The 25,969-nt window shown below is 65.5% G+C and carries 23 protein-coding genes and 1 tRNA gene; 9 read left to right on the top strand and 15 right to left on the bottom strand.

The annotated features are described in order from the left end of the window. Positions 1-24 precede the first annotated feature (24 nt). From IAG41_RS18275 to IAG41_RS18265, 3 genes are all read left to right on the top strand, one after another. A complete protein-coding gene (locus IAG41_RS18275) occupies positions 25-966 on the top strand; it encodes a LysR family transcriptional regulator (protein ID WP_187730080.1) in 942 nt (313 codons plus the stop codon). A 120-nt stretch (positions 967-1,086) separates the two neighbouring features. Beyond that, the gene (locus IAG41_RS18270) at positions 1,087-2,010 is read left to right on the top strand and encodes a LysR family transcriptional regulator (protein WP_262408745.1); all 924 of its coding nucleotides are present in this window, start codon (positions 1,087-1,089) and stop codon (positions 2,008-2,010) included. Between the two features lie 73 nt (positions 2,011-2,083). Further along, complete coding sequence (locus IAG41_RS18265; RefSeq protein WP_187730078.1) at positions 2,084-2,704, top strand: DJ-1/PfpI family protein; 621 nt, start codon at positions 2,084-2,086, stop codon at positions 2,702-2,704. A gap of 83 nt (positions 2,705-2,787) precedes the next feature. Here IAG41_RS18265 and IAG41_RS18260 read toward each other — a convergent pair. The 7 genes from IAG41_RS18260 to IAG41_RS18230 all read right to left on the bottom strand — a co-directional run bounded on the left by IAG41_RS18260 (position 2,788) and on the right by IAG41_RS18230 (position 8,050). Next, a tRNA-Val gene (locus tag IAG41_RS18260) sits at positions 2,788-2,863 on the bottom strand. Between the two features lie 79 nt (positions 2,864-2,942). Beyond that, complete coding sequence (locus tag IAG41_RS18255) at positions 2,943-3,896, bottom strand: hypothetical protein (protein ID WP_187730077.1); 954 nt, start codon at positions 3,894-3,896, stop codon at positions 2,943-2,945. A gap of 140 nt (positions 3,897-4,036) precedes the next feature. Further along, a complete protein-coding gene (locus IAG41_RS18250) occupies positions 4,037-4,927 on the bottom strand; it encodes a hypothetical protein (protein WP_187730076.1) in 891 nt (296 codons plus the stop codon). Positions 4,928-4,954: 27 nt separating this feature from the next. After that, complete coding sequence (locus IAG41_RS18245) at positions 4,955-6,430, bottom strand: NAD(P)(+) transhydrogenase (Re/Si-specific) subunit beta (protein ID WP_187730075.1); 1,476 nt, start codon at positions 6,428-6,430, stop codon at positions 4,955-4,957. A 28-nt stretch (positions 6,431-6,458) separates the two neighbouring features. Further along, a complete protein-coding gene (locus IAG41_RS18240) occupies positions 6,459-6,764 on the bottom strand; it encodes a proton-translocating transhydrogenase family protein (protein WP_187730074.1) in 306 nt (101 codons plus the stop codon). A 22-nt stretch (positions 6,765-6,786) separates the two neighbouring features. Continuing rightward, positions 6,787-7,908 (bottom strand): Re/Si-specific NAD(P)(+) transhydrogenase subunit alpha, encoded by a 1,122-nt coding sequence (locus tag IAG41_RS18235; RefSeq protein ID WP_187730073.1) that lies wholly within the window; start codon positions 7,906-7,908, stop codon positions 6,787-6,789. A 1-nt stretch (position 7,909) separates the two neighbouring features. Continuing rightward, a complete protein-coding gene (locus IAG41_RS18230) occupies positions 7,910-8,050 on the bottom strand; it encodes an aa3-type cytochrome c oxidase subunit IV (RefSeq protein WP_187730072.1) in 141 nt (46 codons plus the stop codon). 173 nt (positions 8,051-8,223) lie between these two features. Here IAG41_RS18230 and IAG41_RS18225 point away from each other — a divergent pair, with 173 nt between their 5' ends. Continuing rightward, positions 8,224-9,654 (top strand): sigma-54-dependent transcriptional regulator, encoded by a 1,431-nt coding sequence (locus IAG41_RS18225; protein ID WP_187730071.1) that lies wholly within the window; start codon positions 8,224-8,226, stop codon positions 9,652-9,654. Between the two features lie 78 nt (positions 9,655-9,732). On the opposite strand, the gene IAG41_RS18220 is transcribed toward IAG41_RS18225, so the two are convergent. Continuing rightward, positions 9,733-10,101, bottom strand: a complete 369-nt coding sequence (locus IAG41_RS18220) for a hypothetical protein (protein WP_187730070.1) — start codon at positions 10,099-10,101, stop codon at positions 9,733-9,735. A 73-nt stretch (positions 10,102-10,174) separates the two neighbouring features. Further along, the gene (locus IAG41_RS18215; RefSeq protein WP_187730069.1) at positions 10,175-10,738 is read right to left on the bottom strand and encodes a helix-turn-helix domain-containing protein; all 564 of its coding nucleotides are present in this window, start codon (positions 10,736-10,738) and stop codon (positions 10,175-10,177) included. Between the two features lie 87 nt (positions 10,739-10,825). On the opposite strand from IAG41_RS18215, the gene IAG41_RS18210 reads away from it, so the two are divergent. Continuing rightward, positions 10,826-11,305 (top strand): DUF6456 domain-containing protein, encoded by a 480-nt coding sequence (locus tag IAG41_RS18210; RefSeq protein ID WP_187730068.1) that lies wholly within the window; start codon positions 10,826-10,828, stop codon positions 11,303-11,305. A gap of 6 nt (positions 11,306-11,311) precedes the next feature. On the opposite strand, the gene IAG41_RS18205 is transcribed toward IAG41_RS18210, so the two are convergent. Continuing rightward, on the bottom strand, positions 11,312-13,813 hold the full coding sequence (locus tag IAG41_RS18205) for a DUF2339 domain-containing protein (protein WP_187730067.1): 2,502 nt from the start codon (positions 13,811-13,813) through the stop codon (positions 11,312-11,314). A 100-nt stretch (positions 13,814-13,913) separates the two neighbouring features. Here IAG41_RS18205 and IAG41_RS18200 point away from each other — a divergent pair, with 100 nt between their 5' ends. The 3 genes from IAG41_RS18200 (at position 13,914) to IAG41_RS18190 (ending at position 15,972) form a co-directional block, all read left to right on the top strand. Continuing rightward, positions 13,914-14,588 (top strand): glutathione S-transferase family protein, encoded by a 675-nt coding sequence (locus IAG41_RS18200; protein ID WP_187730066.1) that lies wholly within the window; start codon positions 13,914-13,916, stop codon positions 14,586-14,588. A gap of 32 nt (positions 14,589-14,620) precedes the next feature. Beyond that, positions 14,621-15,565, top strand: coding sequence for a diaminopimelate epimerase (gene dapF, locus IAG41_RS18195; RefSeq protein WP_187730065.1), 945 nt, complete (start codon positions 14,621-14,623; stop codon positions 15,563-15,565). Between the two features lie 74 nt (positions 15,566-15,639). After that, entirely contained in the window at positions 15,640-15,972 is a 333-nt protein-coding gene (locus IAG41_RS18190) for a hypothetical protein (protein ID WP_187730064.1), read from the top strand. Positions 15,973-15,981: 9 nt separating this feature from the next. On the opposite strand, the gene IAG41_RS18185 is transcribed toward IAG41_RS18190, so the two are convergent. From IAG41_RS18185 to IAG41_RS18175, 3 genes are read right to left on the bottom strand one after another with little or no spacing between them, the layout of a single operon-like run. Beyond that, complete coding sequence (locus IAG41_RS18185) at positions 15,982-17,559, bottom strand: sensor histidine kinase (RefSeq protein ID WP_187730063.1); 1,578 nt, start codon at positions 17,557-17,559, stop codon at positions 15,982-15,984. Then, the gene (locus IAG41_RS18180) at positions 17,556-18,278 is read right to left on the bottom strand and encodes a response regulator transcription factor (protein WP_187730062.1); all 723 of its coding nucleotides are present in this window, start codon (positions 18,276-18,278) and stop codon (positions 17,556-17,558) included. The genes IAG41_RS18185 and IAG41_RS18180 overlap by 4 nt, the downstream gene beginning before the upstream one ends. Further along, positions 18,275-19,864: a DUF4153 domain-containing protein gene (locus IAG41_RS18175; protein WP_187730061.1), complete on the bottom strand. Its 1,590-nt coding sequence runs from the start codon at positions 19,862-19,864 to the stop codon at positions 18,275-18,277. Before IAG41_RS18175 ends, IAG41_RS18180 begins: the two co-directional genes overlap by 4 nt. A gap of 342 nt (positions 19,865-20,206) precedes the next feature. Between IAG41_RS18175 and IAG41_RS18170 the strand changes: the two genes are divergently transcribed. Further along, a complete protein-coding gene (locus IAG41_RS18170) occupies positions 20,207-21,955 on the top strand; it encodes a WG repeat-containing protein (protein ID WP_187730060.1) in 1,749 nt (582 codons plus the stop codon). A 474-nt stretch (positions 21,956-22,429) separates the two neighbouring features. On the opposite strand, the gene IAG41_RS18165 is transcribed toward IAG41_RS18170, so the two are convergent. Together IAG41_RS18165 and IAG41_RS18160 are read right to left on the bottom strand one after the other, a co-directional pair. Then, a complete protein-coding gene (locus IAG41_RS18165; protein WP_187730059.1) occupies positions 22,430-23,245 on the bottom strand; it encodes a hypothetical protein in 816 nt (271 codons plus the stop codon). Between the two features lie 302 nt (positions 23,246-23,547). Beyond that, on the bottom strand, positions 23,548-25,680 hold the full coding sequence (locus tag IAG41_RS18160) for an ATP-binding protein (protein WP_187730058.1): 2,133 nt from the start codon (positions 25,678-25,680) through the stop codon (positions 23,548-23,550). Positions 25,681-25,969 lie beyond the last annotated feature (289 nt).

Here is a 25,969-nt window from a genome sequence, read left to right as displayed (position 1 = left end):
CCGGCATGGACGATAGAGGGCCTTATGGACCGTCTCGACGCGATGCAGGTCTTACTGGCGGTGGTCGACGCCGGCAGCTTGTCGGCAGGAAGCCGCAAGCTGAGCGCGCCACTGCCAAGTGTCAGCCGCAAAGTCGCGGATCTCGAGCGCCATCTCGGCACGCGTCTTCTCATCCGGACCAGCCGCAACGTCCAGCTCACCGACGCGGGCCGCGACTATGTCGATGCGGCCCGCCAGATCGTCGCGCAAATCGAGGACGCGGAGCTTCGGGCATCGGGTGAATATGAGACCCCAAGAGGCTCGCTGACGATCGCCGTGCCCACCTCATTTGGCCGGAACCATGTCCTGCCGCTGGCCCATGAGTTCCTGCACGAACATCCCGAGATCACGCTGAACGTTCTCTCGGTCGATCGCGTCGTGCATTTCGTCGAAGAGCGTGTCGATGTCGGCGTCGGGTGGGGAAGGCTTTCCGACAACTCGCTCTATGCGGTCAAAGTCGGCGATGTCAGCATCCTGACATGCGCCAGTCCCGACTATCTGGCGCGCAAGGGCCGTCCGTCGAGCCCCGAGGATCTCGTCGACCATGACGTCGCCACGTTCGACCAATTCGTCAACATCGCCTGGCCGGGCTGGGTATATCGCGCCAACGGCCGGAGAATCGAAGCGAAGCCGAATGTGCGCTTTTGCGCGAGCACGACCGCCGATGCGGTCAACGCCGCAGTGCGCGGCATCGGCATCACCCGCGCGCCCAGCTATCAGGTCGCGGGCCACCTGCGTTCCGGGGCCTTGGTCACCATACTCGACGAATATGCGAGCCAGTCGTTTCCCATCCATCTCGTCTACATCCGTCAGGGCCTGTTGCCACTGAAGGTGCGCGCCTTCATCGATTGGATGACGCCGCGGTTGCGGAAGGCTCTGAAAGACCTCGCCGACGTCACGCCGGCAGAAAATCGCCCGAAAGGTTAGACAGCCGCGCAATCGAAACCAGGGAAGCGCGCTCTCGCGCCCCTTCTATGCGTCTGGCGCCGATGGGACTATTGTCAGCCGGCACGGACGAATGAGGGCCTCATGGACCGTCTTGATGCGATGCAGGTGTTGCTGGCGGTCGTCGATACCGGCAGTTTGTCGGCAGGAAGCCGCAAGCTGAGCGCGCCACTGCCAAGCGTCAGCAGAAAAGTCGCGGAGCTCGAACGCCATCTCGGCACGCGGATCCTCATCCGGACCAGCCGGAACGTCCAGCTGACCGATGCGGGCCGTGACTATGTCGAGGCCGCCCGCCAGATCGTCGCGCAGATCAAGGATGCCGAGCTCCGCGCATCGGGTGAATATGAGGTCCCAAGAGGCACGCTGTCGATCACGGTGCCGCTGGCGTTCGGCCGGCAGCGCGTGCTGCCGCTCGCCTACGAATTTCTGGGCGAACATCCGGAGATCACGTTAAACGTACTATCCCTCGATCGCGTCGTGCACCTCGTCGACGAACATGTCGACGTCGGCGTCCGGCTGGGAAATCTCACCGACAGTTCGCTTTACGCGGTGAAGGTCGGTGACTTCCGCCTGCTGACCTGCGCGAGCCCGGACTATCTTGCGCGCAAGGGCTGCCCTTCCAGCCCGGAAGAGCTTGCCGACCATGATGCCGCCGCTTTCATCGGGTTGGGGGAGACGGCGTGGCTTTATGAGCGCGATGGTCGCAAGATCCAGGGAACGCCGAACATCCGCCTTTTCGCGAATACAAGCACCGCCGCGGTCGCCGCGGCGGTGCGCGGCTTGGGTATCGCGCGCGCGCCGAGCTATCAGGCCCTGAACGAGCTGCGGTCCGGTGCTCTGGTCACGATACTCGATGCATATGAGGGTCAGACGTTTCCCGTGCATCTCGTATATGTCCGTCAGGGCCTGTTGCCGTTGAAGGTGCGCGCGTTCATCGATTGGATGACGCCGCGACTGCGCAAGACCTTGCGGGATCTCGACGACCTCGCACCGGCGACGATCGCCGGCGAGAATCCGGCCGAATGATTGTCGGGGGTGGTGCATTTCGGCCTGCCCAGCACTAGGTCAGCCATTCAAAAAGTCGCCAGAGGAGGCGGTAGTGCAGATTGCGGTTCTGACGTTCGACGGGTTCAATGAAATGGACTCTTTCATCGCGGCAGCAATTCTCAACCGCATGAAGGCGCACGGTTGGGCAGCGCACATCACATCGCCGACCGAGCACGTTACCTCCCTGAACGGTGTTACGGTTCGGCGTCAGAAGCCTTTGGAATTTGCAGCCGAAGCCGATGTGGTCCTGATCGGCAGCGGAAACAAAACCCGCGACATCGCGGCCGACCTGGACCTGCTGTCCCGGATCAGGCTCGACCCTTCGCGCCAACTCGTCGGCGCGCAATGTTCGGGTACCTTGCTGCTCGCGAAGCTGGGGCTGATCGGCGACCTGCCTGCCTGCACCGACCTGACTACCAAACCCTGGGTGATCGAGGCGGGCGTGAAGGTGATCGATGCTCCCTTTGTCGCCCACGGCAATGTTGCAACCGCTGGAGGCTGCCTCGCCTCACAATATCTGGCGACCTGGGTGATCGCGCGCGGCGCTTCCATGCGCAATGCCGAGGAGGCGATTCACTATGCCGCACCGGTCGGAGAGAAGGCGTTTTATGTCGAGCGGGCCGTCGCTGCTGTCGCCCCCTTCATCACGCAAGCAAGCACTATCGCGGCTTAAGGCATGCTGTCGTGAACGTCCGATGAGGCGGCCTTAGTGTCCGGATAAGTCACTTTATCTGCGCTCGACAACGAACCGGGGAGTGGTGGGCGGTGACGGGCTCGAACCGCCGACCCTCTCGGTGTAAACGAGATGCTCTACCAACTGAGCTAACCGCCCGCGGCATTGCCGCTACCAAAGCGCGGCGATGCGCAGGCCGCGATGCCAAAGCCAGCGCCCAAGGGCAAGGGCCTCGTCGTCAAACCAGGCTCAGCCCCGCGCGTTTCACTGCGCTCACATAGCTGCGCATGCCGTCCATCGCCTTCTGGCTGAGCGCGATATAGGCGCGGCGGCGATCGCTTGGGTCGGCGTGCCGTTCGAACAGCCCCGCATCGTGCAGTGACCCGATCCAGCGCAGCGCGGTCGTTGGGGGCACCGCAGCGGCGATGCACAGGCTGGAGACCGAAACGCGCCGCCGCTCCAGTTCGGCTGCGAACAAGTCGAGCAGCATATCCCAGGCCGGATCGGCGAAGAGCTCGTCCGTGAAAAATTGCGCCCGCATCCGCCGCGAGCGGATCACGGCGCGGATTTCCCGGGCGGTTGCCTCGCCAGCCTTGTCTTCGTCCGGGCCGCGATAGCCGTTGCCCGTGTCGCGCACGCCCGCCCGCCGCTGGCCATCTTCGCCGCGTGTCAATCGCGCCAGCGTATCGGCGATCCGCGCGACTTCCTCGTTCAGCCGCTGGAGCCGCACCGACTCGGTGTCACGCGCTGCGTCGTTGAGCGCGCCACGCGCATACCATCGCGAGAGCGCGGCCGCACTCACGCGCTCCGATGCGCGCGGGCCGCATAGAAGCTGCGCCCTGGGGCCGCTCAGCTGACCTGCCGCGGTATCGATCTGTTCGGGCAATATCGTGGCGATAACCGCAAGCGCTCGCTCTCGCGCCACCGTGTCGGCGCGGGCGAATACGATATCGAGCAAGGCTTTGGGGGCGCTTGCAGCCTCGATCATGATCAGGTCGATTCCGTCATAGCTCGAAAGTTCGCGCGCGGCCTGCGCAAAGCTCAACCGCACGCGCGTGCGAAAACCGGCAAGCTCCAATGCTTCCTGCGCTGCGTCGCCCTCCACCTCGCCATCGGCGATCAACAGCGCATGCGGTATCGCCAGCGCGTAGGGCGGCACGGCGCCCTGCGGCGGAATCGCGAAGTTCGTCATCGGCACCCCAGAGTTCGTCTTCTGTTCCTTGATGCCGCATTCCTCCGAAATGGCGGAGTCGGATTTCCTCCATTTCGGAGGAATCCGTGCGTCCGGCGCCAGGCCGGATCGTCGAAATCTCCAATGCGGATCAGTCGATCTCAGCCGCGCCGGCTGAGATCGGGAAGCTGACCCTCCTTGAGCCCCAGCAGCTCGCGCGCCACGCTCGCCAGCGTCGCGGTGACGAGCACGAAGCCCAAGGCTATCAGGACAAACACCAATGCCATCACGATGATCTGCGACAGCGTCGACAGGTTCATCGCTTGCACCACCAGCATCATCATCACCCCGCCCAGCAGCATGTCGGGACTGAAATCGGATTGCAGCACCGCCTGCACGACCGGCCAGAAGAAGATCAGCATCACGATGATCCAGCCTGCAAGCAGCAGCAGCGAAATCGCGACAAAGGCACCGAACAGAGACCAGAAATGGCCGTGCGACAGCGTCCAGGCCTCGTCGACGGTGATCTGCTCGTAGAGATAGGTCAGTGGCAAGGCGATCGAGAGCCGCACCTGCACCAGGATCACCGCGCCCGCCACCAACAGGCCCAGGATCACCTGCGGCCAGCGTCCCATCGCCTCGGGTCCGCCGACGGCGGCGCTGATTCCCCACAGGATCATCTGACTGGCCAGGCCGAGCAGGAACATCGCGACCGCGCTGGCGATGGCCAGCATCAGCAGCAGCGCGAATACGCGCAGCTCGTTGCCGCCGAGCCGGAGATAGAATTTGCCGGTCTTGTAGGGGTGCAGAGTCGCCCGGCACACCGCCGTCAGCAATATCGCGATCAGGCCGAGCATCAGCAGCTGGGTGACGGTCGCCGCGAAGAAGCCGCTGAAACTCCAGTCGGCGCCGGTCGCGCCCGCCGGCGTCATGAGGACGCGCAGCAACCCGATCGCGAAGATTCCCACCAGATACAGGATCGCCCAGATCGCGACCGAACCCGGCCGCCGCACCACCAGGCGGAATGCCCCGCCGAGAATCGATCCTATCACGCGCGCCCCCCAAAGCCCAATCGAGCATCAGTCGAGCGACTTGACGATCTCCTCGACCATCTTCTTCGCGTCGGCCAACAGCATCATCGTGTTATCGCGATAGAAAAGTTCGTTGTCCACGCCCGCATAGCCCACGCCGCCCATCGATCGCTTGATGAAAAGGACGGTCTTGGCCTTCTCCACATCGAGCACCGGCATGCCGTAGATCGGCGACGACTTGTCGGTCTTCGCGGCCGGATTCGTCACGTCATTCGCGCCGATTACGAAGGCGACGTCGGTCTGCGCGAATTCGGAATTGATGTCCTCGAGCTCGAAGACCTCGTCATACGGCACGTTCGCTTCGGCCAGCAGCACGTTCATATGGCCGGGCATGCGTCCCGCAACGGGATGGATCGCATATTTCACGCGCACGCCGTGCGCCTTCAATTTGTCGGCCATTTCGCGCAGCGCATGCTGCGCCTGGGCGACTGCCATGCCGTATCCGGGGACGATGATGACTTGTTCGGCCTGGCTCATCAGGAAGGCGGCGTCCTCGGCACTCCCACGCTTCCACGGCCGATCGATCGCCTGGCCCGCCGCCGCGCCGCCGCTGTCGCCGCCAAAGCCACCCGCGATCACGCTGATGAAACTGCGGTTCATCGCGCGGCACATGATGTAGCTCAGGATCGCGCCCGACGAGCCGACCAGCGCGCCGGTGACGATCATTGCGGTGTTGTGCAGCGTGAAGCCCATCGCCGCCGCCGCCCATCCCGAATAGGAATTGAGCATCGAGACGACCACCGGCATGTCCGCGCCACCGATCGGGATGATCAGCAGGAAGCCGATGGCGAAGCTGAGCGCGGTCACCGTCCAGAAGATCCAGGGCGACTGGTCCTGGGTGAAATAGGCGATCAGGCCCAGGATTCCGGCGATCAGCGCCAGGTTGATGACATGGCGCCCGGGCAGCATGATCGGCTTGCCGCCCATGTTCCCGTTGAGCTTCAGGAAGGCGATCACGCTCCCCGAGAAGGTGATCGCGCCGATCGCGACGCCCAATCCCATCTCGATCCGGCTCTGCAGGAAGATCACGCCGTTGTCGGCGATGCCGAACGCGTCGGGGTTGAGGAACGCCGCGCCCGCCACCAGCACCGCGGCGAGGCCGACCAGCGAGTGGAAGGCCGCCACCAGCTGCGGCATAGCGGTCATCGCGATCCGTCGCGCGGTGACGATGCCGATCGTCGCGCCGATTGCGATCGCGGCGAGGATTTCGAATACCGTGATTTTGTCGATATATTCTCCAAACGATGCTGTGACGCCAACTAAGCCCGCGGCGAGGTCGGGCTCGCGGGTCGGCACATGCGTGATCAGAGTCGTCACCACCGCGATCGTCATGCCGGTCATGCCGAAGCGATTGCCGCGCTGGCTCGACACCGGGCTAGAAAGCCCGCGCAGCGCCAGGATGAAGCAGACGCCTGCCACGAGATAGGCGAGCGACGCCCATGGATTGACCGCGATATGCTCCATCAGAATTCGTCCCCTGTCGCGCCCACGGTCATTTCGCCGCCGGCCGATCCTTTTTCTTGTACATGGCGAGCATCCGCGCAGTGACGGCGAAGCCGCCGAAGATGTTGATGCTGGCCAACACGACCGCGAGCAGCCCCAGCCATTTCGACGTCGCACCGCTTCCGCCGACTCCGATCGCCGCACTCGCGATCAGCGCCCCGACGATGATCACGGAGGAGATCGCATTGGTTACCGCCATCAGCGGCGTGTGCAGCGCCGGCGTGACCGACCAGACGACATAATAGCCGACGAAGCAGGCCAGCACGAAGATCGACAGGATCGAGATGAAGTCCATGGTACGCGCCCCCTTTGTGCGCTCAGCCCAGCAATCGCTCGTTCACAACCTTGCCGCCCTGCGTCACCCGCACGGCGTTGCCGATCTCCTCGTCGAGCACCGGCTTGCCCGCTTCCTTGTCCCAGAATGCCGACAGGAAATTGAACAGGTTGCGCGCGAACAACGCGGAGGTGTCCGCTGCCAGTCGCGACGGCACGTTGCGATGCCCGACGATCTTCACGCCGTGCACCGTCACCACTTCGCCCGCCACCGCGCCCTCGACATTGCCGCCCTGCTCCACCGCGAGATCGACGATCACGCTGCCGGGCTTCATGCTCGCCACCTGCGCATCGCTGATGAGCCGCGGCGCCGGGCGCCCCGGGATCAAAGCGGTGGTGATAACGATGTCCTGCTTGGCGATGTGCGACGAGACCAATTCGGCCTGTGCCGCCTTGTATTCGTCGGACATCTCGGTGGCATAGCCGCCGGTGCCCTCGCCCTCGATGCCCTTCACATTCTCAACGAAGATCGGCTTGGCGCCGAGCGACTGGATCTGCTCCTTGGTCGCCGCGCGCACGTCGGTCGCGGAGACCTGCGCGCCCAGCCGGCGCGCCGTCGCGATCGCCTGGAGCCCGGCGACGCCGACGCCCATCACGAACACCTTGGCGGCACTCACCGTGCCCGCCGCGGTCATCATCATCGGAAAGGCGCGGTCATATTCGGCGGCTGCGTCGAGCACCGCCTTGTAGCCGGACAGGTTCGACTGCGAGGAGAGAATATCCATCGATTGCGCCCGCGTGATCCGCGGCATGAATTCCATCGCCAGCACCTCGGCACCGAGCGCGGCATAGCGGTCGATCCGCGCCCGCTCCCCGAACGGATTGAGCCCCGCCACGATCCATGCGCCCTGCTTCAGGCCTGCCAGGCTGTCGGGATCCGGCCCTTGCACGCCCAGCACGATATCGGCGCCGGCAAGCGCATCGGCGCGCGACCCGATTGTCGCGCCGGCATCGGCAAAGCCCTGGTCGGCGATCGACGCCGCTTCGCCCGCGCCGGCCTCCACCGCCATTTCGGCTCCGAGCCCGATGAATTTCTTGACCGTCTCGGGAGTCGCGGAAACGCGCCGCTCGCCGGCGGCGGTCTCCTTGAGCACCGCGATCTTCACGCTACTTCGATGCGATCAGGAAGACGACGAACGCGGCGATGATCGCCACCCCCAGAGTTCCCCATTTCATCATCGCAGTGAAGCCGTGCCAGGTCTGCTGGTGCGCCTGGAGCTCGACATTGCTATCGCCTATTTCGGCCATCCGTATCTTCCCCTGTACGCGTTTCTTCGCGTCGTCTTAACCGGCGCATCGCATCCTCTCAAGCCCGGGCGACACAGCTTGTCGATGGAAATGGCTCAGACACGCTTAAGCCGAACTTTACTCCTGCGCTCTAAGCATTGCGCCCTGAAACGGGACATTGGGGACAGAATGCGATGACTCGCAACGGGCAGAGACTGCTCCTGCTGATCGACGACGAGCCGGCACAGCGCCGCCTGGTCGCCGCGATCGCGTCGCGCCGCGGCTGGCGCACGATCTTCGCGGGCGACCCCGAAACCGCCATCGCCACGCTCGGCACCCCCGACGGCATGGCACTCGACGCGATCATCCTCGATCACCCCGCATCGGACAGCGATGCCGCCAGCCTGATTCTCGAACTGCGCGCGCGCCGTCCCCAGCTCCCGATCCTGGTGCTCACCGCCAATGGCTCGGTCTCCGCCGCGGTCGGTTCGATGCGCGCAGGCGCCACCGATTTCCTGGTCAAGCCGATCGCGTCCGAGCGCCTGCTCGCCGCGCTCGAAGCCGCGATGGGCGGGATGACCGCGGGCGAGCTCCGCCCGCTCACCGAAAAGCTAACCGCCACGCTCGCCTTTAACGAGATCGTCGGCTCGGCGCCGCAGTTCCGCGCCGCGCTCGCGATCGCCGCCAAGGCAGCGCGCGCGCGCGTGCCCGTGCTGATCGAGGGCGAGAGCGGCGTCGGCAAGGAAGTGATCGCCGAGGCGATCCACGCCGCATCCCCACGCAGCCGCAAGGAGATGATCACGGTAAATTGCGGCGCGATTCCCGCCAACCTCGTCGAATCCGAGCTGTTCGGGCACGAGAAGGGCGCGTTCACCGGCGCGTTCGAGCGCAAGATCGGTCGCTTCCTCGATGCCGATGGCGGCACCCTGTTCCTCGACGAAGTCGGCGAAATGCCGCTCGATGCGCAGATCAAGCTGCTCCGCGTCCTGCAATCGGGCGAGATCCAGCCGATCGGCGCGCGCCATCCGCGCGAGGTCGATGTCCGTGTCATCGCCGCGACCAACAAGTCACTGCTCGCCGAGGTCGAGGGCGGACGCTTCCGCGAGGATCTCTATTACCGCCTCAACGTCGTCCAGGTGACGATCCCGCCGCTGCGCGAGCGCGCCGGCGACATCCCCGCGCTCGCCCGTCATCTGCTCGCGCGCATCGCGGAGCAGCCCGGTCTGCGCCCGCTCGGCATCACCGACGAAGCGCTGGCGCTGCTCGGTTCCTATGACTGGCCGGGCAATGTCCGCCAGCTCCAGAATGCGCTGTTCCGCGCCGCCGTGCTCTGCGACGGTGACGGCCTGACCCGCACTGATTTCCCGCAGATCGCACATCTCGCGCTCGGCCGCCCCGCGGCGCCGGCAAGCCCGATGGGCCATGCCTCGGGCAATGCCGGGGTCACCTTGTTCGGTCCCGACGGCAATATGCGCCCGCTCGACGAGATCGAGGCCGACGTCATCCGACTCGCCATCGGCCATTATCGCGGCCGCATGACCGAAGTCGCCCGTCGCCTGGGCATCGGCCGCTCGACGCTCTACCGCAAGCTCGGCGAGTTGGGGATCGACCAGACCGCGGCGTAAGCCCGGCTGGCCGACGCTGTTCGCCGCGTACCGGGGACGCCATGTTCCTGAGGCATCCTTATCGGGCTGCGACCCTCGTCAGTTGGCCGTGAACGTCGGTGCGCCGGCCGCGTTGTACTTCACCGTGATATAGGAATTGTCGCAGACGTTGATGCTGCTCCACGTCGCGGAGGTGTCGTCCGTGAACGTGGCCTTGATGTCGTAGCGGCACTGGCTGCCGGCCTTGTCGAAATGCACGGTCATGCGCCCGCCAGCCTTGACGGTCGCATCGCGCTTCATGTCGGGATCGACCTTGTTCGGCTGCCAGGTGGCGCCACCGGCCGGCGAGACCTCGATCGCCTTGATCGACTTGCCCGAGCTGTTGATCAGAATGAAATCCCAGTCATCCGCAAACGCCGGCGTGGCAATCATCAGCGCCGCGGCCGCCGTGATCAGCGTGGTACGCATCGCATTTCCCCTCCTGTTATGGAGAGCAAATTGCGCCTCTCCGAAGCGTTCGGCAAGTGCGCAGAGTTGCTGCTTATAGTGCGCGGACGAGCCGCACCGCGCAGGCGATCCAGGGCGGATCGGCGACGACCTGTTGGCGGCCGCCGGCGCCGAGCGGCAGCAGATGCAGCTTGCCTTCCTCGCGGCCGATCAGGCGGCCGAACAGGAAACGCCCGGCGGGACGCGGCACCAGCACATCGCGATTGAGCGCGGTGGCGAAAGCCTCAGGCGCCAGCGAGGCGCACCAGATCGCGTCGCCTGACCGATAGTCGCCAATTCCGCCGGAGACAGTGACCGCGACCATGCCCGGTTCGCCGCGCGGCGGGACGACCGAGGCCGCGTGACGCGGGGCCTGCGCGCCGCCGCTGTCAAGCATCGCGGCGACCGGGATCTCCGGCCGATCGGGCAGACGGACCAGATCGGCGGCATCGACCTCGAGCGCCGCGGCGATGCGATTGAGCCAGCCGACGGAGACGGTGCGCGTCCCCGTCTCCAGCCTGCCGATCGTCTGCGCGGTAGTGGGGGGAGCACAGCGCTCGGCCACCTCCTCGAGCGTGAGGCCCTTGGCGCGGCGGACTTCGCGAATGGCGGTGATCATGGGTGTTTCCTAACCAGTCTGGTTTTTCGCTTTCCTACAGATGTGCCTTCATGGCAAGAGGTGCGAATCGGAACAAAAGGAGATCATATGCGCGAATTGGTGGAGCGGGAGATCGAGGACGGGCATCTCGCAGCATGCGGCGCACCGTCGCGCAGGCGGCGTAGCGTGACGGTCAATCTCGCCGAATCGCCGCTCACATGGTTGCGTGCGCGCGGCCATGTGAGCGCGCGGCAATATGAAGCCGGCGAGCGCGTGCGCGCCGATTACGAAATGGCAGCACTTGGACCGCGCGTCACGATGCGCTGGGACGCGGCGCCGACCGCGCGGGGCCGCCGGGGGCCTCCCGAGGGCATGGACCCGACCCTCGCGCAGATTTCGGCCAAGCGTCGGTTCGAGGGGGCGGTGGCGGCGGCAGGGCCGGGGCTTTCCGACATATTGTGGCGCGTGGTCTGTGCCGGCGAAGGGCTGGTCGCGGCCGAAAAGGCGCTGGGTTGGCCAAGCCGTGCGGGCAAGCTGGTTCTCGGGCTCGCGCTCGATCGGGTAGCCGATCACTACGGGCTGAAATGAGCGGCGTCAGACCTCGGCGGCAGGTACCTTCTGGGCCTGGCCGACGAAGCGACCATAGGCCCAGCCTATGCCGATCAGCGCAACGCCGAGCGCGAGGAAGGACAAGATGCGCAATATGCCGTCGAGCGCGGCGGCGTCGATCAGGAAAACCTTCAAGGTGACGAGGGTGAGCAGCGCCAGGCCGGCGATGCGCAGGTCGTGCGCAGTGGTGGCGATACCGCGCCACAACCAGAATAGGGCTATCCCGAGCAATATGGCCGAGTAACCGCCATTCTCCGCGGTGCCGACCGGGCCGGTGACGAGACTGCCATGCGCCGCCTGGCGTACCACAGCGAGTGCCGCGACCAGCGTGAGCACGGCGGCTGCGACACGCACCGGGGATTTGGACACGAGTGTCCATAGCCAGAAGGCGGTGAGGCCGGCGTGGATCACGGCGGCGTTGAGGAGCGGGAGCGGGCCGACCCGCTGATCGACCCAGACGGGGTTGAGCACGACGCAATCGAACCAGACGAAACGGCAGAGCCCGAGCGTGAGCAGCACGCCGCCCAGGCTTCGCAATTTCCCCGAACGCAGGAGGAACCAGCCCGTAGCGAGGCATGCCTGGGTAAGGATGGCGCGCTCGATGAAGCCCAGATCGACGAAGCGCGGGAGCGTGGCGATGGCGAGCAGATGCTTGGCCAGCCCGTAAAGCAGCAGGATGCCGAAGAGGATCGCAGCGGTGCCGGCAAAGCGCCGCGCACGGCCAAACTGGCGCGGGTCGAACAGGATCAGCAGCACCGCCGCGGCCGGCAGAGCGAGCGTGCGGAAGAGGGTGCCGAGCTCGGGTAGGCGGAGATAGGGGAGACGATCTCCGGCGATCGAGCCGAAGACGAGATCGGCCAATGCGCTGATCGGAAGCGCGGCGGCCAGCAGCGCGGCGACGAAGGGCAGGACGGGAAGTTCGAAAAGCATCGGCACGCGCGCGATGCGCGCCCAGGCCGCCAGCGCGACGAGAACGAGCGTGAGGGGGATCGCCAGCCAAGCATCGGGGAAGAACTGGGCGAGGCCAAGGGCTGCGAGCAGGCCGGCCAACGCGCTTGCACCGGTGAGGGCGAAATCGTGCTCCTCAACGCGCAGGCGCCAGGCCAGGCTGGCACAGGCTGCCGTGGCAGCCAGCTCCAACAGGCCCCAGGCGGGTGCCGAGAGAAGCGAGGACGCACAGGCATGGGCGACCAGCAGCGGGCCGGCGGTGCCGCCGAGCGCGAGCGCCGTCCATGCGCTTCGACGTGCCGCGAGAAAATGGCCTGGCAAGGCGAAGAGCAAAGCGGCGATCGCGGCGGCGACCGGCGTCGCGCTGCGTTCGGGCTGGAGCAACGCAAGGCCCTCGAGCACCAGCATGAAACCCAGCGCCGCGAGTGCACCCGGGAGATATACCGACTGGCGCCAGGACAGGAACAAAGCCGCGGCGGCGAGGATCAAGTAGAAGCTCCAGGCGAGGCCGTCGAAATCGAGCGCCGGCGCCAGCGCCAGCAGCTGGAGGAAACCGGCGGCCAGCGGGGCGACGCGCAGCCAGCGATTGTGCATGCCAGTAGCAGGAAGCGCGGCACTGGCGCCCGCTGCCAGCAGCATAGTGAAGGCGCCGACGCCCGAAAGATCGGCGGGCTTTCCCGCGAGCATGACGATCAGGAAATTGATCCAACCGAAACCGACGACGCTTGCCGCCAGGGCGAGCCAGCCCCAGCCGCGATGGATCGCGAGCCCGAACAGCGCGGCGGTGAACAGGGCGAGATAGACCAGCAACGGTCCGACCCCGGCGGCGTCGAATCCGGCAACCAGCGGCGCGGCAAACCCGCCGATCAGTGCCATCGCCGCAGTCGGCGGCCCGTGGCGCAACGACAGCGCCATCGCCACCGCGGTGACCAGCAGGACCGCGAAAAAGGCGGGGAGCGGCGCGATCAGATGATAGAGCGTGGCGGCCATGTAGAGCGTGCCGTAGAGGCTGGCGACGCCGGCACCGGCAAGCGCCTGGGCGACGCGCGGATCGTCGGCGGTGGCGGGCAAGCGGCGCGCGACTTCGCTCGCGGCGATCAACGCAATGCCGAAAAGCGCCGCCAATACGGTGCGCATGGCGGGGCCCAGCAACCCGCTTTCGATCGAATAGCGGACAAGGAAGAAGCCCGCGAGCACCAGCGCCGTGCCGCCGATCCAGATCGGCAGCCGCCCACCGATCAGCGATTCGAGGCTGATGTGCGGTTCCACCCTCGGTTCGGGACGGGTCGGCTTGGGCGCAACCTCGGTTGGGATTGCCGGTGGGAGTGCCGGTTCTTCGAGCCGCGGAGGCGCTGCGGCGTCCAGCGGCGCAGCGGCTTCATTTGGGGCGACCTGAGACGAAACCGCGCCGCCTTGTTCAAAGCGGGCAAGCTGTGACTCGACGCGGCGTACCTCATCCTCCAAAAAGGCAATGCGGCGAAAGATGACATAAAAGGCCGCGGCGCCCGCGAGCGCGAGGAGGAATGTGAAGGCGGTCATTCGACCAATCCTTGCACAGCACCACCGGACTGTCGCGGTAAACTCGGTTGCCCGTGTGACCGAAATACTAAGCCAGCGCCCATCGCGGGGAGGAATGTACATGATCGTCTTTGGTTCGACCCTGTCGCCATTTGTGCGCAAATGCGTGGTCTTCGGCCATGAAAAAGGACTGGAGCTCGAGGTGCGGCCCGCCGGGCTGGGCCGTGGCGGGCCGGAATTCGAGGCGGCGAGCCCGTTCCGCAAGATACCGGGGTTCCAGGATGGCGACTTCGCGATCAGCGATTCGAGCGCGATCGTCGCCTATCTCGAGGCCAAGTTTCCCGAACCCGGGCTGATCCCCACCGAGCCTTGCGCGCGCGCGCGGACGATCTGGTTCGACGAAGTGGCCGACACGATGATGATCGCCGCGGGTAGCGCGATCTTCGGAAACCGTTTCGTGCTGCCGCGCGTGTTGAAGCAGCCGTGTGACCACCAGGCCGCCGATGCCGCCGAGCACGAGCAGCTGCCGCCATTGCTCGACTATCTGGAAAGCGTGATTCCCGACAGCGGTTTCCTGGTCGAGGACCGGATAACGCTGGCCGATATCGCCATTGCAAGTCCCTTCGCGACCCTGGGGTGCATCGACGTGACGGTCGACGCGGCGCGCTATCCGCGCACCGCCGACTATGTCGCGGCGATCCTGGCGCGACCAAGCTTCGCGGCGGCCATCGCCAAGGACAAGGCAGCGGTGACGGCGCTCGGCGGACCCGTGTCGGCGACAGCGGCGGCAGCGTAGCCAAAAGCCGCTTCGCCTCTTAGATGGAGGCCATGCAACTCGCCTTCATCAAATGCCATGGTTCGGGGAACGATTTTCCGCTGATCGACGCGCGCGGACTCGCGCTGAGCGACGCCGAATGGGCGGGCATTGCCCGCGGGCTCGCGGACCGCGACGGGCCGGTGGGCGGCGACGGGCTGTTGCTGCTGACGGACGGCGACGACCCGGCTGCGTTCGGCATGCGGATGTTCAATTCGGACGGGTCGGAGGCGGAGACCTGCCTCAACGGCCTGCGCTGCACCGCTCGGCTAGGATTCGAGTTGCTCGGGATCGATGGCGCGCTGGTCGGGCTCAAGACAAGCGCGGCGGACGTCGCGCGCGAGGCGGCGCTGGCGCCCGGCGTGGCGACGGTGCGCACCACGGTGGGGCCGGCCTCGGTCTCCGCAGCGGACGTCGGACTGACGAACGGTATCGATTCCGTGATCGACGCGCCTATTGCCGGGCTGCCGACCGAGCGCGCTTTCACCGCTGTGGCGATGCCCAACCCGCATCTGGTGACCTTTGTCGAGCATGTCGACGAGGACGAGCTGGTGGCGCTGGGGAACTGGTGCGAGGCCGGACCGGCGCTAATCCCGGCGCGGGCGAACGTCTCGTTCGTCGAGCAACGCGGGCCGACGGACCTCTATGTCCGTACCTTCGAGCGCGGCGTGGGGCTGACCAACAGCTGCGGCAGCGCGATGGCGGCGTCGGTGCTGGCGGCAGGGCTGACGGGGCGGGTGCCGTTCGGCCGGGACGTGCGCGTGTTCAACAAGGGCGGGCTGGTGCGCGGGCGGGCCGACGTCGCGCGCAACGTGACGATCAGCGGCAATGCGACCTTTCTGTACGACGCCAGCATAGAGGTGGATCCCGCGACCGGCGTGGCGCAATCGCTGCTGATCCATGCGCGGCGCGACGACGAGGCGCGTGCCTGGGAGTCGGCGCTGGCGGAACTCGCCTAAAAAAGCGAGCTGCCGCGACTATTGCTGCGACGCACAATGAGCTAGGATGTGCTTCCCTTCGATGGAGGCACGCAATGCGGAAATCCTTCTCGTTCGCGTTGGCGCCCGAGCAATTGTGGCAGGCCATCAACCCCTGGACGTTCAACAGCCAGGGCGCGCAATTCGGGCTGATCAACATCGACATGGGGCAGACTGCCCATCCGGAAACCGAGCAGCGAATCCTCGACGAAGTGGGCAGCTATGGCCGCCAGCTTGGCCGCATCGGCGACGCGCTGGAGGTCCTGATCGATCATGTGAAGCTGGAAGGCGTGAGCCCCGCCGAGGCGGACACGATCGCGATATTGAAAGGGCAGCTGGCCGAAGTGCGCAAGGTGAAGGCGAAATCCGTGGCCGCAGGATCGGCCTGAGACGCCATATCACTGGTCAAACGGATCCGCGCTACGAGGCAGAAGGATGCGGAAGGCCGTCCCGCCCGCGTTGTCGATCAAGTCGACCGATCCGCCATGGGCCTGAAGCAGAGATCTGACGATCGGGAGACCAAGTCCCGTTCCACCTCCGGATCGGCGTGTCGTGAAAAAGGGTTCGAAGACGCGGAGGCGGTCGGGCTCGGCTATTCCCGGGCCGTTGTCGGAGACGGTGATCGCGATATCGTCGCCAGCGGTCTCCAAGCCGATCGTCACGACGGTAGCGCCCGCCTGACGGCTATTGGCGATCAATGCAGCGAGCACGGTCTCTATCGTGTCTCCGGGCGCGGCCGCGGTCAGTGTGGCCGGGTCGTGCACTACGACGTCGAACCCGGGGAAGCGCTCCGCGTCCGCGACCTTCGAAATGACCGGAGTGAGCGCGATCTCGGCAAGAATCGCAGATTGCGACATATCGGCTCGGGCCAGTTCGAGCAGCCGCGAGACGAGCAGGGTCAGCCGTTCGGCATCGGCATCGGCATTGGCGAGGAAACGATCACGTTCCTCGTCCGACATGGTGCCGGCATGATCGCGGAGTAGCTCCAGCGCGCCGCGGATGCCGGCCAGCGGCGTCTTGAATTCGTGGCTGACGGCATGGGCGAAGTCGCGCAGATAGCGCGAGCGGCGATCGATCGCCTGCGCCATGAACGCGAAGTCGACATAGAGGCTCTGGATCTCGATTGCTGCGGTGGGCGGGACCGCGGGCATGGCACCGCCGCCCGCGGATACGGCGCGCGTCGCGACGCTGAGTGCCTCGATCGGACGGGCAATGCCGCGCGAGAGCACGCCGCTCAGCACTACCAGGATGCCGAATATGACGAGGATGCCGAGCGCGATCTTGCCGCGGTCCTCATAGAGCCCTCTGAACAGCGCGCGTGCCGATCGCGACAGCAGCAGCACGCCGACGACACGACCGTTCACGACGATGGGCCGGGCATGATGCACGCGGATCGCGGCGGCGCGGGACAGCCATTCGAAGCGATAGACCTGGCGATAGGCGCCATTGCGGCGCAGCGCCGTGGCGGGCTCGCCGGCGAGCGCCGACTGGACCTCGGGAAGCGCGGCATAGTTTCCGCCGGTGCCCGGGCCGATCAGGATATTGCCGGCGCCGTCGAGCAGGATGATCGACGCCAGCGTAGTCTGGCGCGTGGCCGCGAAGATCGGAAGCAGGCGCTGCGCCGTGGCAAGCGTTGCGGGATCGGGCGCGCGGACGACGGGAGCGGGCGTCGGCCGTTCGGGCAGGATCGGCGTGGAATTCAGATCGATGCGCGGCGCCTCCGGCAGGAAACGGGAAGGGCCGAGTGGCGGCGTGGTGGCGCCCGGCCATACTGCCTGCGCGGTTGCTGCGAGCGCCGCGCCTTGCGCGACCAGCTCGGCCTCGGTCTGGCGAACCAGCGTGTTCTCATAGACGCGAAGGAAGATCGCACCGAACCCCGGAAGCGCGGCGACGAAGAACAGGGTCGCAAACAGGATCGTGCGCAGGCGCATGCGGGGCCAGCGCGCCTTCACCGCCTGTTTGAGCGCGCCGATCATCCGGCCTGGCCGGCGCAGTTCCCCAGCCGATAGCCGATTCCGGACCGGGTCTCGATCACGTCCAGCCCACCCAGCGCAGTGAACTTGCCGCGCAGATTGCGGATGTGGCTGTCGATCGTTCGATCGGTGATCGCAAAGCCGGGGCCGTGCAGGCGATCGATGATGGCGTCGCGGCTGAAGACCTTGCCCGGCGTGGATGCCAGCGTGCGCAGGATGGTGAACTCGCTGACGGTGAGCTGGACGATCTCGTCGTCCCAGCTCGCGTGCCAGCCGTCGAGATCGAGGGTGAGACGGCCCTGACGGATCGCCGGCCGATTCTCGTCCACCGCGGGCGGGCGGGAAGCGGTGCGGCGCAGGATCGCCATCGAGCGCGCCACGACCTCGCGCGGCGAGAAGGGCTTCACGACATAGTCGTCCGCGCCGAGCTCGATCCCCAGCACGCGATCGATCTCGTCGTCGCGCGACGACAGGAACAGGATCGGCGTCTCTCCTGCCGCGCGCAGGCGCCGGCAGACCTCCAACCCGTCCATGCGCGGCATGTTGATGTCGAGGATGACGAGGTCCGGATGGTGCCGCTCCGCCAAAGCGAGCGCCGCCTCGCCATCCTCCGCCTCGATCGTGTCGAGGCCCGCTTTGTCGAGCGCGAACAGCAGGAGCTGGCGGATATGGGGATCGTCGTCGACGACCAGGATGGTGCGCGGCATGGGGCACAGGATCATTGTTCTGCCTCGTTGGTCAACGGGGAGCGTTGGGACAGGTCTTCGGCCGGCAGAATTTCGGGAGCCGGCGGGGGGAGGCTGCCATCGCAATTGCGGCCGTTGGGAGCCGGTTTCGGGATGATCGGGTGGAAGCCCAGCGCGGCACGCGCGGAGGCGAGCTGGCGAGCGCCGCGCCAGCTCCAGCGATGCCAGTCGGCCTGTTTGTAGGCGAGATCGCGATACAGGTCGGCACGGATTGCGGCGATGCTGTCGCGCAGGACCGGCCCTTGCGCACGCTTCTCCAGATCGATGACCGGCAGCAGTGCCGAACTGCCGAGCCAACGTAGATAACAGAGATCGATCGCGTTGCCGCTCTGCCCGACCTTGTCGCTGTGCCGCACATTCCACCAGGCGGCGACCGCTCCCAGGTCGGCGATGCTCGCAGCGCTGAGCACGAGCGCGGCGGCGATGGCATTTGCGTTGAGCAGCCAGCGCGCGGAACGGTCGGCGATCAGCCGCCAGCAGATCAGGAAGAGGCCGACGCCGACCAGCGCCATCCAGGCGAGCGCGGAAATACGCAGGATGGTGAGCGAATAGGCTTCGACATAGTCCCAGGTGCGCAGGATGCTGGACAGCACCAGCAGGAGGTTCTGCGCGATCCAGAGCACCACCAGCCGCCGGATCATCGGCCTGCGCGCGGCCTCGCTGCCCGGGTGCAGGAACAGCAGCACGAACAGGCCCGCGAGCAGGGCGGTGACGATGAGCAGATAGGCGCCGCGATGCGCATAGTCGGCCAGGGTGATCGATCCGGGCAACGGCGCGCCGCTCCAGAGGAACGCGATGTCGAGCAGGTTCTGGACGAGGAAGATGGCGTTGAAGAGGAAAAGGGAGAGCGCGATCGAGCCCGGGGGAACTCCGTGGATCCTGGGCATGTCGAACGCCGGCGTGGCGGTCCCGGTTACGATCGTGGAGGGGCGCAGGCTTGGCCACACCGCGTGCGCGACGATTGTCCAGAACAGGAGATGCAGCAGAACGTCCGAAAGATAGGGCGGACGGATCGAGGCGAAGGCGTTGCCGATGATTGGATTGGCTCCGGCGAACAGCGCAATGAACAACGCGCCGCCGATGCAGGGCAGCGCCGCCGCAGCTGCGAAGCTGCCGAGCCGGGTGACGCCTTTCGAGCCAGGCAGCCGGCCGATGCGGGTCAGGTCCGCGATCGGCCGGGCGACGCCGAGAAGGACATAGGCCGCTAGTCGGAGCGCCCAGTCGCCGGCATTGTCGAAGCGGCGCCGGGCGAGCAATGCGGCGCTGGATATCGCTGCCCAGAACAACGTCCAGCCAAGCAGCGACGGCGCTTCGATCAGGATCAGCGCATAGAGGATCGCAAGTGCGGCGGCGAACCCGGCCTGGGGGTGCCGGCGGACGCCAACCACCGCGATCACCAGAGCTGCGGTCCACAGAAGCGCGAACCCACCCAGGGTCGCGCCTACGCCCTGGAAGTAGAACAGAATGTCGGCGGCTGCGACCAGCGCAACCGCCGCGAGGAGCTTGATCGCGAAGCTATGGCGTGACGCGATCGATGCGGCGACACGGCGAACCTGGGGCATTGGGGCACCTCCCTTGATGAGAGGCTGCTATTGGCGGTGGTGCATCCACCGCGAACGCTGGCGGCGCGGCGCTTTCGCGTCGATCGCGTGCAGAAACGGTGCAGACCGCGCCGGCGTCGCCAGATTAGGCCGTAGACTCATAAAATCGCGAATGGCCGGAAGTGGTGGAAAGCGGGCCGGCAGCTTTTGGGATTGCGTGCCGCTTAGCCGACAATTTTGAGATACAGATTATCAAAGACCGCAAACCAATCCGGGCCTGGAATAGGTCGCGTCCGGATGATTGCATGGCCATGTATTGCGAGGCCGTCTTTTCACTATCCCATTGCTGTGCATGATGGGCGGATGAAACGGCTCCTCCTTTTGTCCTCCCTCCTGTTTGCCACCGCAGCAGAAGCCCAAAGCCCCCGACGTGTTCCACTGACCGGGTATGTCGATCGCAGCGGTAACGTGGTGGAGCCCGCCACGTGGGAGGCAGGATCGCCTCTCTTTCAAGGCGATTGGGTTGCGATTTGGCGCGGAGGGAAGGCCGGTTATCTGAACCTGCGGACCCGTGCGACCACCGGATTGAGGTTCGACGGCGTCGCCGACGCGAGCTACGACCGTGCGCTTTTCTCGCACGGACCCGAGCCTGTCCTGGTCGGCGATAAATGGGGCTATGCCGACGAGACGGGGCGAATCGTGATTGCGCCCGGCTTCGCCGGAGCAGGAAGCTATGACGCCGACGGCCTCGCGATTGTGCAGATCCGCAATCCTTCGGGCTTTGGCCTTTCGTCGGGGATGATCGACCGTAACGGACGGATCGTGGTGGAGCCTCGCTACGACATTATTCGGCCTTTCAGGGGGGCCTCGCTGACCGGCGTCAGTCGTGCAGGTCGCTTCGGCGCGATCGATCGCACGGGAAAAGAGGTCATCCCGCTTCGCTTTGGTGGGATCGGCGCATTCGCCGTCAATGGCCTTGCTCCCGCGACGATTTCCGGGGGCTACAATTACAATAGCAGCGGGCGCTGGGGCTATGTCGACCGGACCGGCCGCTTCGTAATTCCCGAGCGATTTAGCTATGCTGGCAACTTCACCGGAGACCGGGCTGACGGCGGCCTTGATGCGCCTGCCGGGCTCGCCCGAGTCGGTCTTGGGTCTGGCGAGATCGCCTATATTGATGCAACAGGCCGGGTGGTGACGCGCTTCGCGCCCGGCGTGAACGCCTGGGGTGTCAGTGCTAACGGGCTGGTCCGCTTCCAGGATCAGGGCACCGCCCGCTACGGATTTGCGGACGCGAAAACGGGCGCGATCGTCATCCCTGCACGCTTCTCCCAGGTAGGCGGCTTCGACCAACACGGCCTCGCCGCGGCGAAAGAAGGCGATCAAGCGGGCTTCATCCGCGTTGACGGCCAGTGGGCGTTCCCACCGCGTTTCAGCTCCGCATCTGATTTTGATACTCGGGGCCACGCTCAAGTCGTTGAGAACGATCGCTCAGAACTAATCGATCGCAACGGCAATGTGGTGGCGACATTGACTCACGGCGAACGCTTTTTTTATCAAGGCAGCGATTTTGCCGCCTTTCGCGTATTTCCAGGTCGGGAGGACGCACCCACTCAGCGCTTTGGTGGTTGGTCACTCGACACGACGCTCTACGCCGTTCCCGAGACGCCGTCGTTGATGCCTACGCCGCTCGGGAGCATCCGGCTTGGCTTCGCCACCGATGATGGTCTCGTCCGCTGGCGGATCGAAACGGAGGGGTGGGAAGTGAGGGTTGTCAACGAGGAAGGACCGGCGGTCGAACCAGATATAACCCGCCAGAACCGGCTGACCGACTTGCCCAAAGACGTCGATGCGCTGATCGCGCTGTTCGCCCGACAAACTGAGGGTCGACCAGAATTCAGTATCGCGACCACGCTTCCCGGCGCAACGGCACAAGCCACGCAGGCCGAACGAGCCGGCCGTATCGCAGCCAATCGTACCCGCTATCTCGCTCAGCTCCATGCCTCGTCGCCGGACTTGAGGCACGCTCTTGCCGCGATGCGCAGCCGGATCGCTGACCAATTCGGTAAGTTATCCGGTACACCCTGCATGCCGCCTCAATGCGTCTATTGATGGATTATGGAGGGTCTTCCTCGGCGGGGCGTTTTTCTCTCCTTTTCGGCCAGTTCCTTCAAAAAGCTGGATACTGACGAACGACCGGTTGGAGCCGGCTCGATCAAACCGGCAGCGACCGATTGGGCGCAGCGGTCATTTTAGGGGTAGCAGAACGAACGACGGCTTTTAGGCGCTACCGAAAGCGCGCCGAACGACAGCAATTGGGGCGTTTGCTGCCATTCGCGGAGGCCCGATCAGGAACGACAGCTATCACGGCTTCGGCTCCTAAAAGCTGCCGGCCCGCAATCCACCATTCCTTGACATTTTCCGGCGATCGATTGCTGCGGCCTGCACCAACGTCTGAAATTGGTGGTCAGCGGACCGGCAGCTTTGCTCAGTCACCGACCGCGAACTGCCCATTCTCGCCGGGCACTACCGACACCTCGCGTCGCCATTCTCCTACCTTCGGAGAGCAAGGCATTCCCGCAGAGATTACAGGGTAAGATGAATTGGCTCGAACCTCCCGGACCACCCAACGCACTGACCACCACTTCTCGCCGCATCGGCACAGACCTCGTTCATCACTTTCTGCACAAGCGATTCCGAAAAGCGTATGCGCGCGTCGAACTCCAGCTTGTCGTCGCCACCGCCGACCGCCACCTGCGAGGTAACGTCATCGAAGTGCTTGCGCTCCAACGCCGCAAGCACCTGGCTTTTGTCGACGCTACCGGCCTCGATCCTTAGTTTGAGCTCAAGGGTCCGATCTTCCGCCGGAGGGGCGCGATCGCCGAGGATTTGCCGCTGAAGGTCTGCCTCCGAGGTGGCGCTCTTGGCGATGAACCGAGAGAAGTCGCCGATACCGATCGATCGGAGTCTGGCCAAGTCCTGGGCGTTGGCCTTGCTCAACGTAGCTTGCGGATATTGGAAGCGCGCGGCCAGCGCCTCATGGTCGCCGCGGAAGTAGAAACGGACGAGATCTCGGCTCGACGCGAATGCAACGAGATCCTTAGCCATGAAGCCGGAGTTCGCTTTCAAATACTTGTGCAGCGAATTCACGTCCTTTTGGGGGCTATTGCGGGCGTCCCCCGGATTGCTGCGATGGATCGTCACCAGGTTCAGCGGCTCCGCGTCGAGCGGAGCGGACTTCCTGAAATCGTCAGAAAGGTAGACGATAACGTCGCCAATGCCCTCTTCCACGATCCATGCCGGGTGCAGGCTAATCTCAGACGCCGCAGGCTGCGCCGATACGGGCGACGGCTGCAGCGCCATCAGGGACGCGCAAAGGGCCACAATAAATTCAAAGCGCACAACGACTCCCCCCCGTGAACCAGCACTGCCGCCAGTTTTGCAACTGTTGGTAAATCGATGACTTCAGTCAAGCCGGCCGGCAGGCGGGATGGCACGGGTCTGACCTTAATCGGTCGACGTTCGCCGGCTCCTGTGGCCAGGCGGTAAATCTCCGAAACGTCGTCAGCGTTGAACGTGTAAAGATGACCCTTGCTGTCGTCCAATGCCTGGCTGGGCGAACGGCGGCTTTCGGAATTCGCCTCGCCAGATCGAACGGCCGCTATTGGGTCGTTAGCGGTCATTCGCGTTTATGGGTTCACGACCTAGTCCAGCGAAGGCAGCGTAAAACAGACCGCCGCCCCGACTGCGCGGCCCGGTTCGCTCCAGATGCGCCCGCCATAGGAATCGACAATGGCGCGGCAGATCGACAGGCCGAGCCCAAGCCCGCCCTCCTTGGTGGAGGAGAAAGGCGAGAAGACGTCGCCCAGGGTGCGCGAAATGCCGGGGCCGTTATCCTCGACGCAGATCAGCACCATCCCGTTCGCTTCTCGGCGGCTGGACACCACGACGCGCGGCGCTTCCTGTGTCGCGGCCGCCTCGCACGCATTGCGCAACAAGTTGAGCAATACCTGCTGGATCTGCACCTTGTCCGCGGCGACGAGGCGGACTTCGGGATCAAGCTGCTCGGACAGCGCGGCGGCGCAATCGCGATTGGCGATCTTCACCAGCGCGATCGCGTCGTCGACGATCTCGGCGAGCACAGCGCTGTGCTCGCCGGCGGTCCCGTTTGCCACCATGTCCCGCGCACGTTCCATGATCTTGCTGGTCAGGCCGATCTGCTCGCCTGCCTTCACCAGCAGGGCGATCATCGCGGGATCGGCATCGGGGCGCTGGCGCGCGGCGATCCGGACCGCCGCAACATAGTTGGAAGCCGCCGTAAGGGGTTGCGCCAATTCATGCGCGATGGTCGCCGCCATTACGTTCATGGCTTCGACGCGGGACATATGGGCGACTTCGTCGCGGAGCTGCTGGTGGACTTTTTCGGCGGTTATGTCCTGTTCGGTGCCCATCAGCGTGTGGACGGTGCCGTCGGGGCCGAGCAGCGGGACGATGCGGATGCGGCGATACGAGATCGCGCCGACGGGCATATGGGTGACGATCTCGCAGCTTTCGGGGCGCCTGCCCTCGATCGCGACGCGGAACGCAGCCTGCAGGATCTCGCGATTGGGCTCGTCGAGATGCGCGAGCGCCTCGCCCGGGCCGACCAGATCGTCGCCAGGAGCACGCCCGTACATCTCGCACAGCTGATCGGAAAGGATCACCCGATCGCTGCGCAGATCATATTCCCAATCGCCGATCCGGCCGATCCGCTGCGCCTCGCGCAGCCGCGCATTGGCGCCGGCAAGGTCGCGCGCGGCACGCTCGCGGCGGAGGATGCCGAAGATGGCGAAGGCGGCGAAGGCGAAGATTGCCACCGTCAGCGCCGCCATCGCCAGCCGCGACTGGCGCGCGCGCGCCTCGACATCGGCGAGAACATCGGCCTGGCCCACACCGACCGTGGCGAAGATGCCGTAGCGATCGAGCCGGCGATGGCTGAAATAGCGCCAGACCCCGTCGATCGAACTGGGCCCGAGATAGGTGCCGTTGGGCTGTGCCCGCTGGTGCTGCATCACCAGCTTGCCGCGCAGATCTTGGCCATAGCTGACCCGCAGCCCCTCGCGCCGCGCGAGCGTCATCCCGTCGAGGCGGATGACCGAGATCAGATCGAGCGGACGGATCGCCGCGCCTTCGTTGAAATCGGTCAGGCGTTCGACCGGGATGCGGACGATGATGCCGCCGCCGAACCTGCCGTCGGCGCGGCGGATCGCGCGCGAGATCGACATCAGCGGACGGTGGAGGAAGCGCGACATCTCCGGCGTGCTGAGCCACACGTCGCGCGGCGCCTTGCCGGCGCGGAAAGCCTTGAACGCGGGCTCGGCGGCGAGATTCATCGGCGGCAGGCTGTCGAGCGTCGACCAGCGGACATTGCCATTGGCATCGACGACCACCACGGACGCGAAGAGCGGGTTGGTCGCCACCGCGTCGCGGATCGTGCCGGGAGTGCCACCGGGCGCTACGGGCACGAGATCCTGGAAGCGCTGGGCCAGCGCGACCGCGGCGACGTTCGCGGCATCGAGCGTGCGCGCGACATATTGCTCATAGGCGATCGAGCGGTTGCGGTTCTCGCGGATCGCCGAGGCGATCGCGCGATTCTGCTCGGTGGCGATCGTATGCAGCGTCGCGGCCCAGAGCAGCATCGCGAGCAGCACGCTGCCGGTGCAGATCAGCACGATCACCGGACGGATCGGGCGCAGCACCGGATTGTACGTCGGATATTGGAAGCCCGATGGTGGCTCGCCGGACGACGCGGCGCGCTCGGCGTCGCGCGCACTTCGCCGCGCCCATGCGGTCAGCAAGTCGAAACGCGCGCTGTCACGGCCCGGCCCGCGCCGTCCCGTCCCTCCCGTTTCATTCCCCCCGGCCTTCAAAAAATCCGGCAACAGCTCTCGATTACGTAACGCTTTACGCGCATTCACTTCGATATCTCCGGCGTGCCGCGGTCGCTTGCGCTTGGCGGAAGACGGGTGAACGGCGCCCCCCGGCAGCCGTTCGGCGGTCAAAACGAGGAGATCCCGATCCTGCGAATCGATCGTGCGGCGATGCGCCCGCAACGCCGACCGTTCAAATACAAGATGTTATGGCTGG

Source organism: Sphingomonas sp. JC676, assembly GCF_014489075.1.
Lineage (GTDB): Bacteria > Pseudomonadota > Alphaproteobacteria > Sphingomonadales > Sphingomonadaceae > Sphingomonas.
The sequence above is the reverse complement of the archived record's forward strand: the minus strand, read 5'-3'. Positions and strand labels throughout refer to the sequence as shown.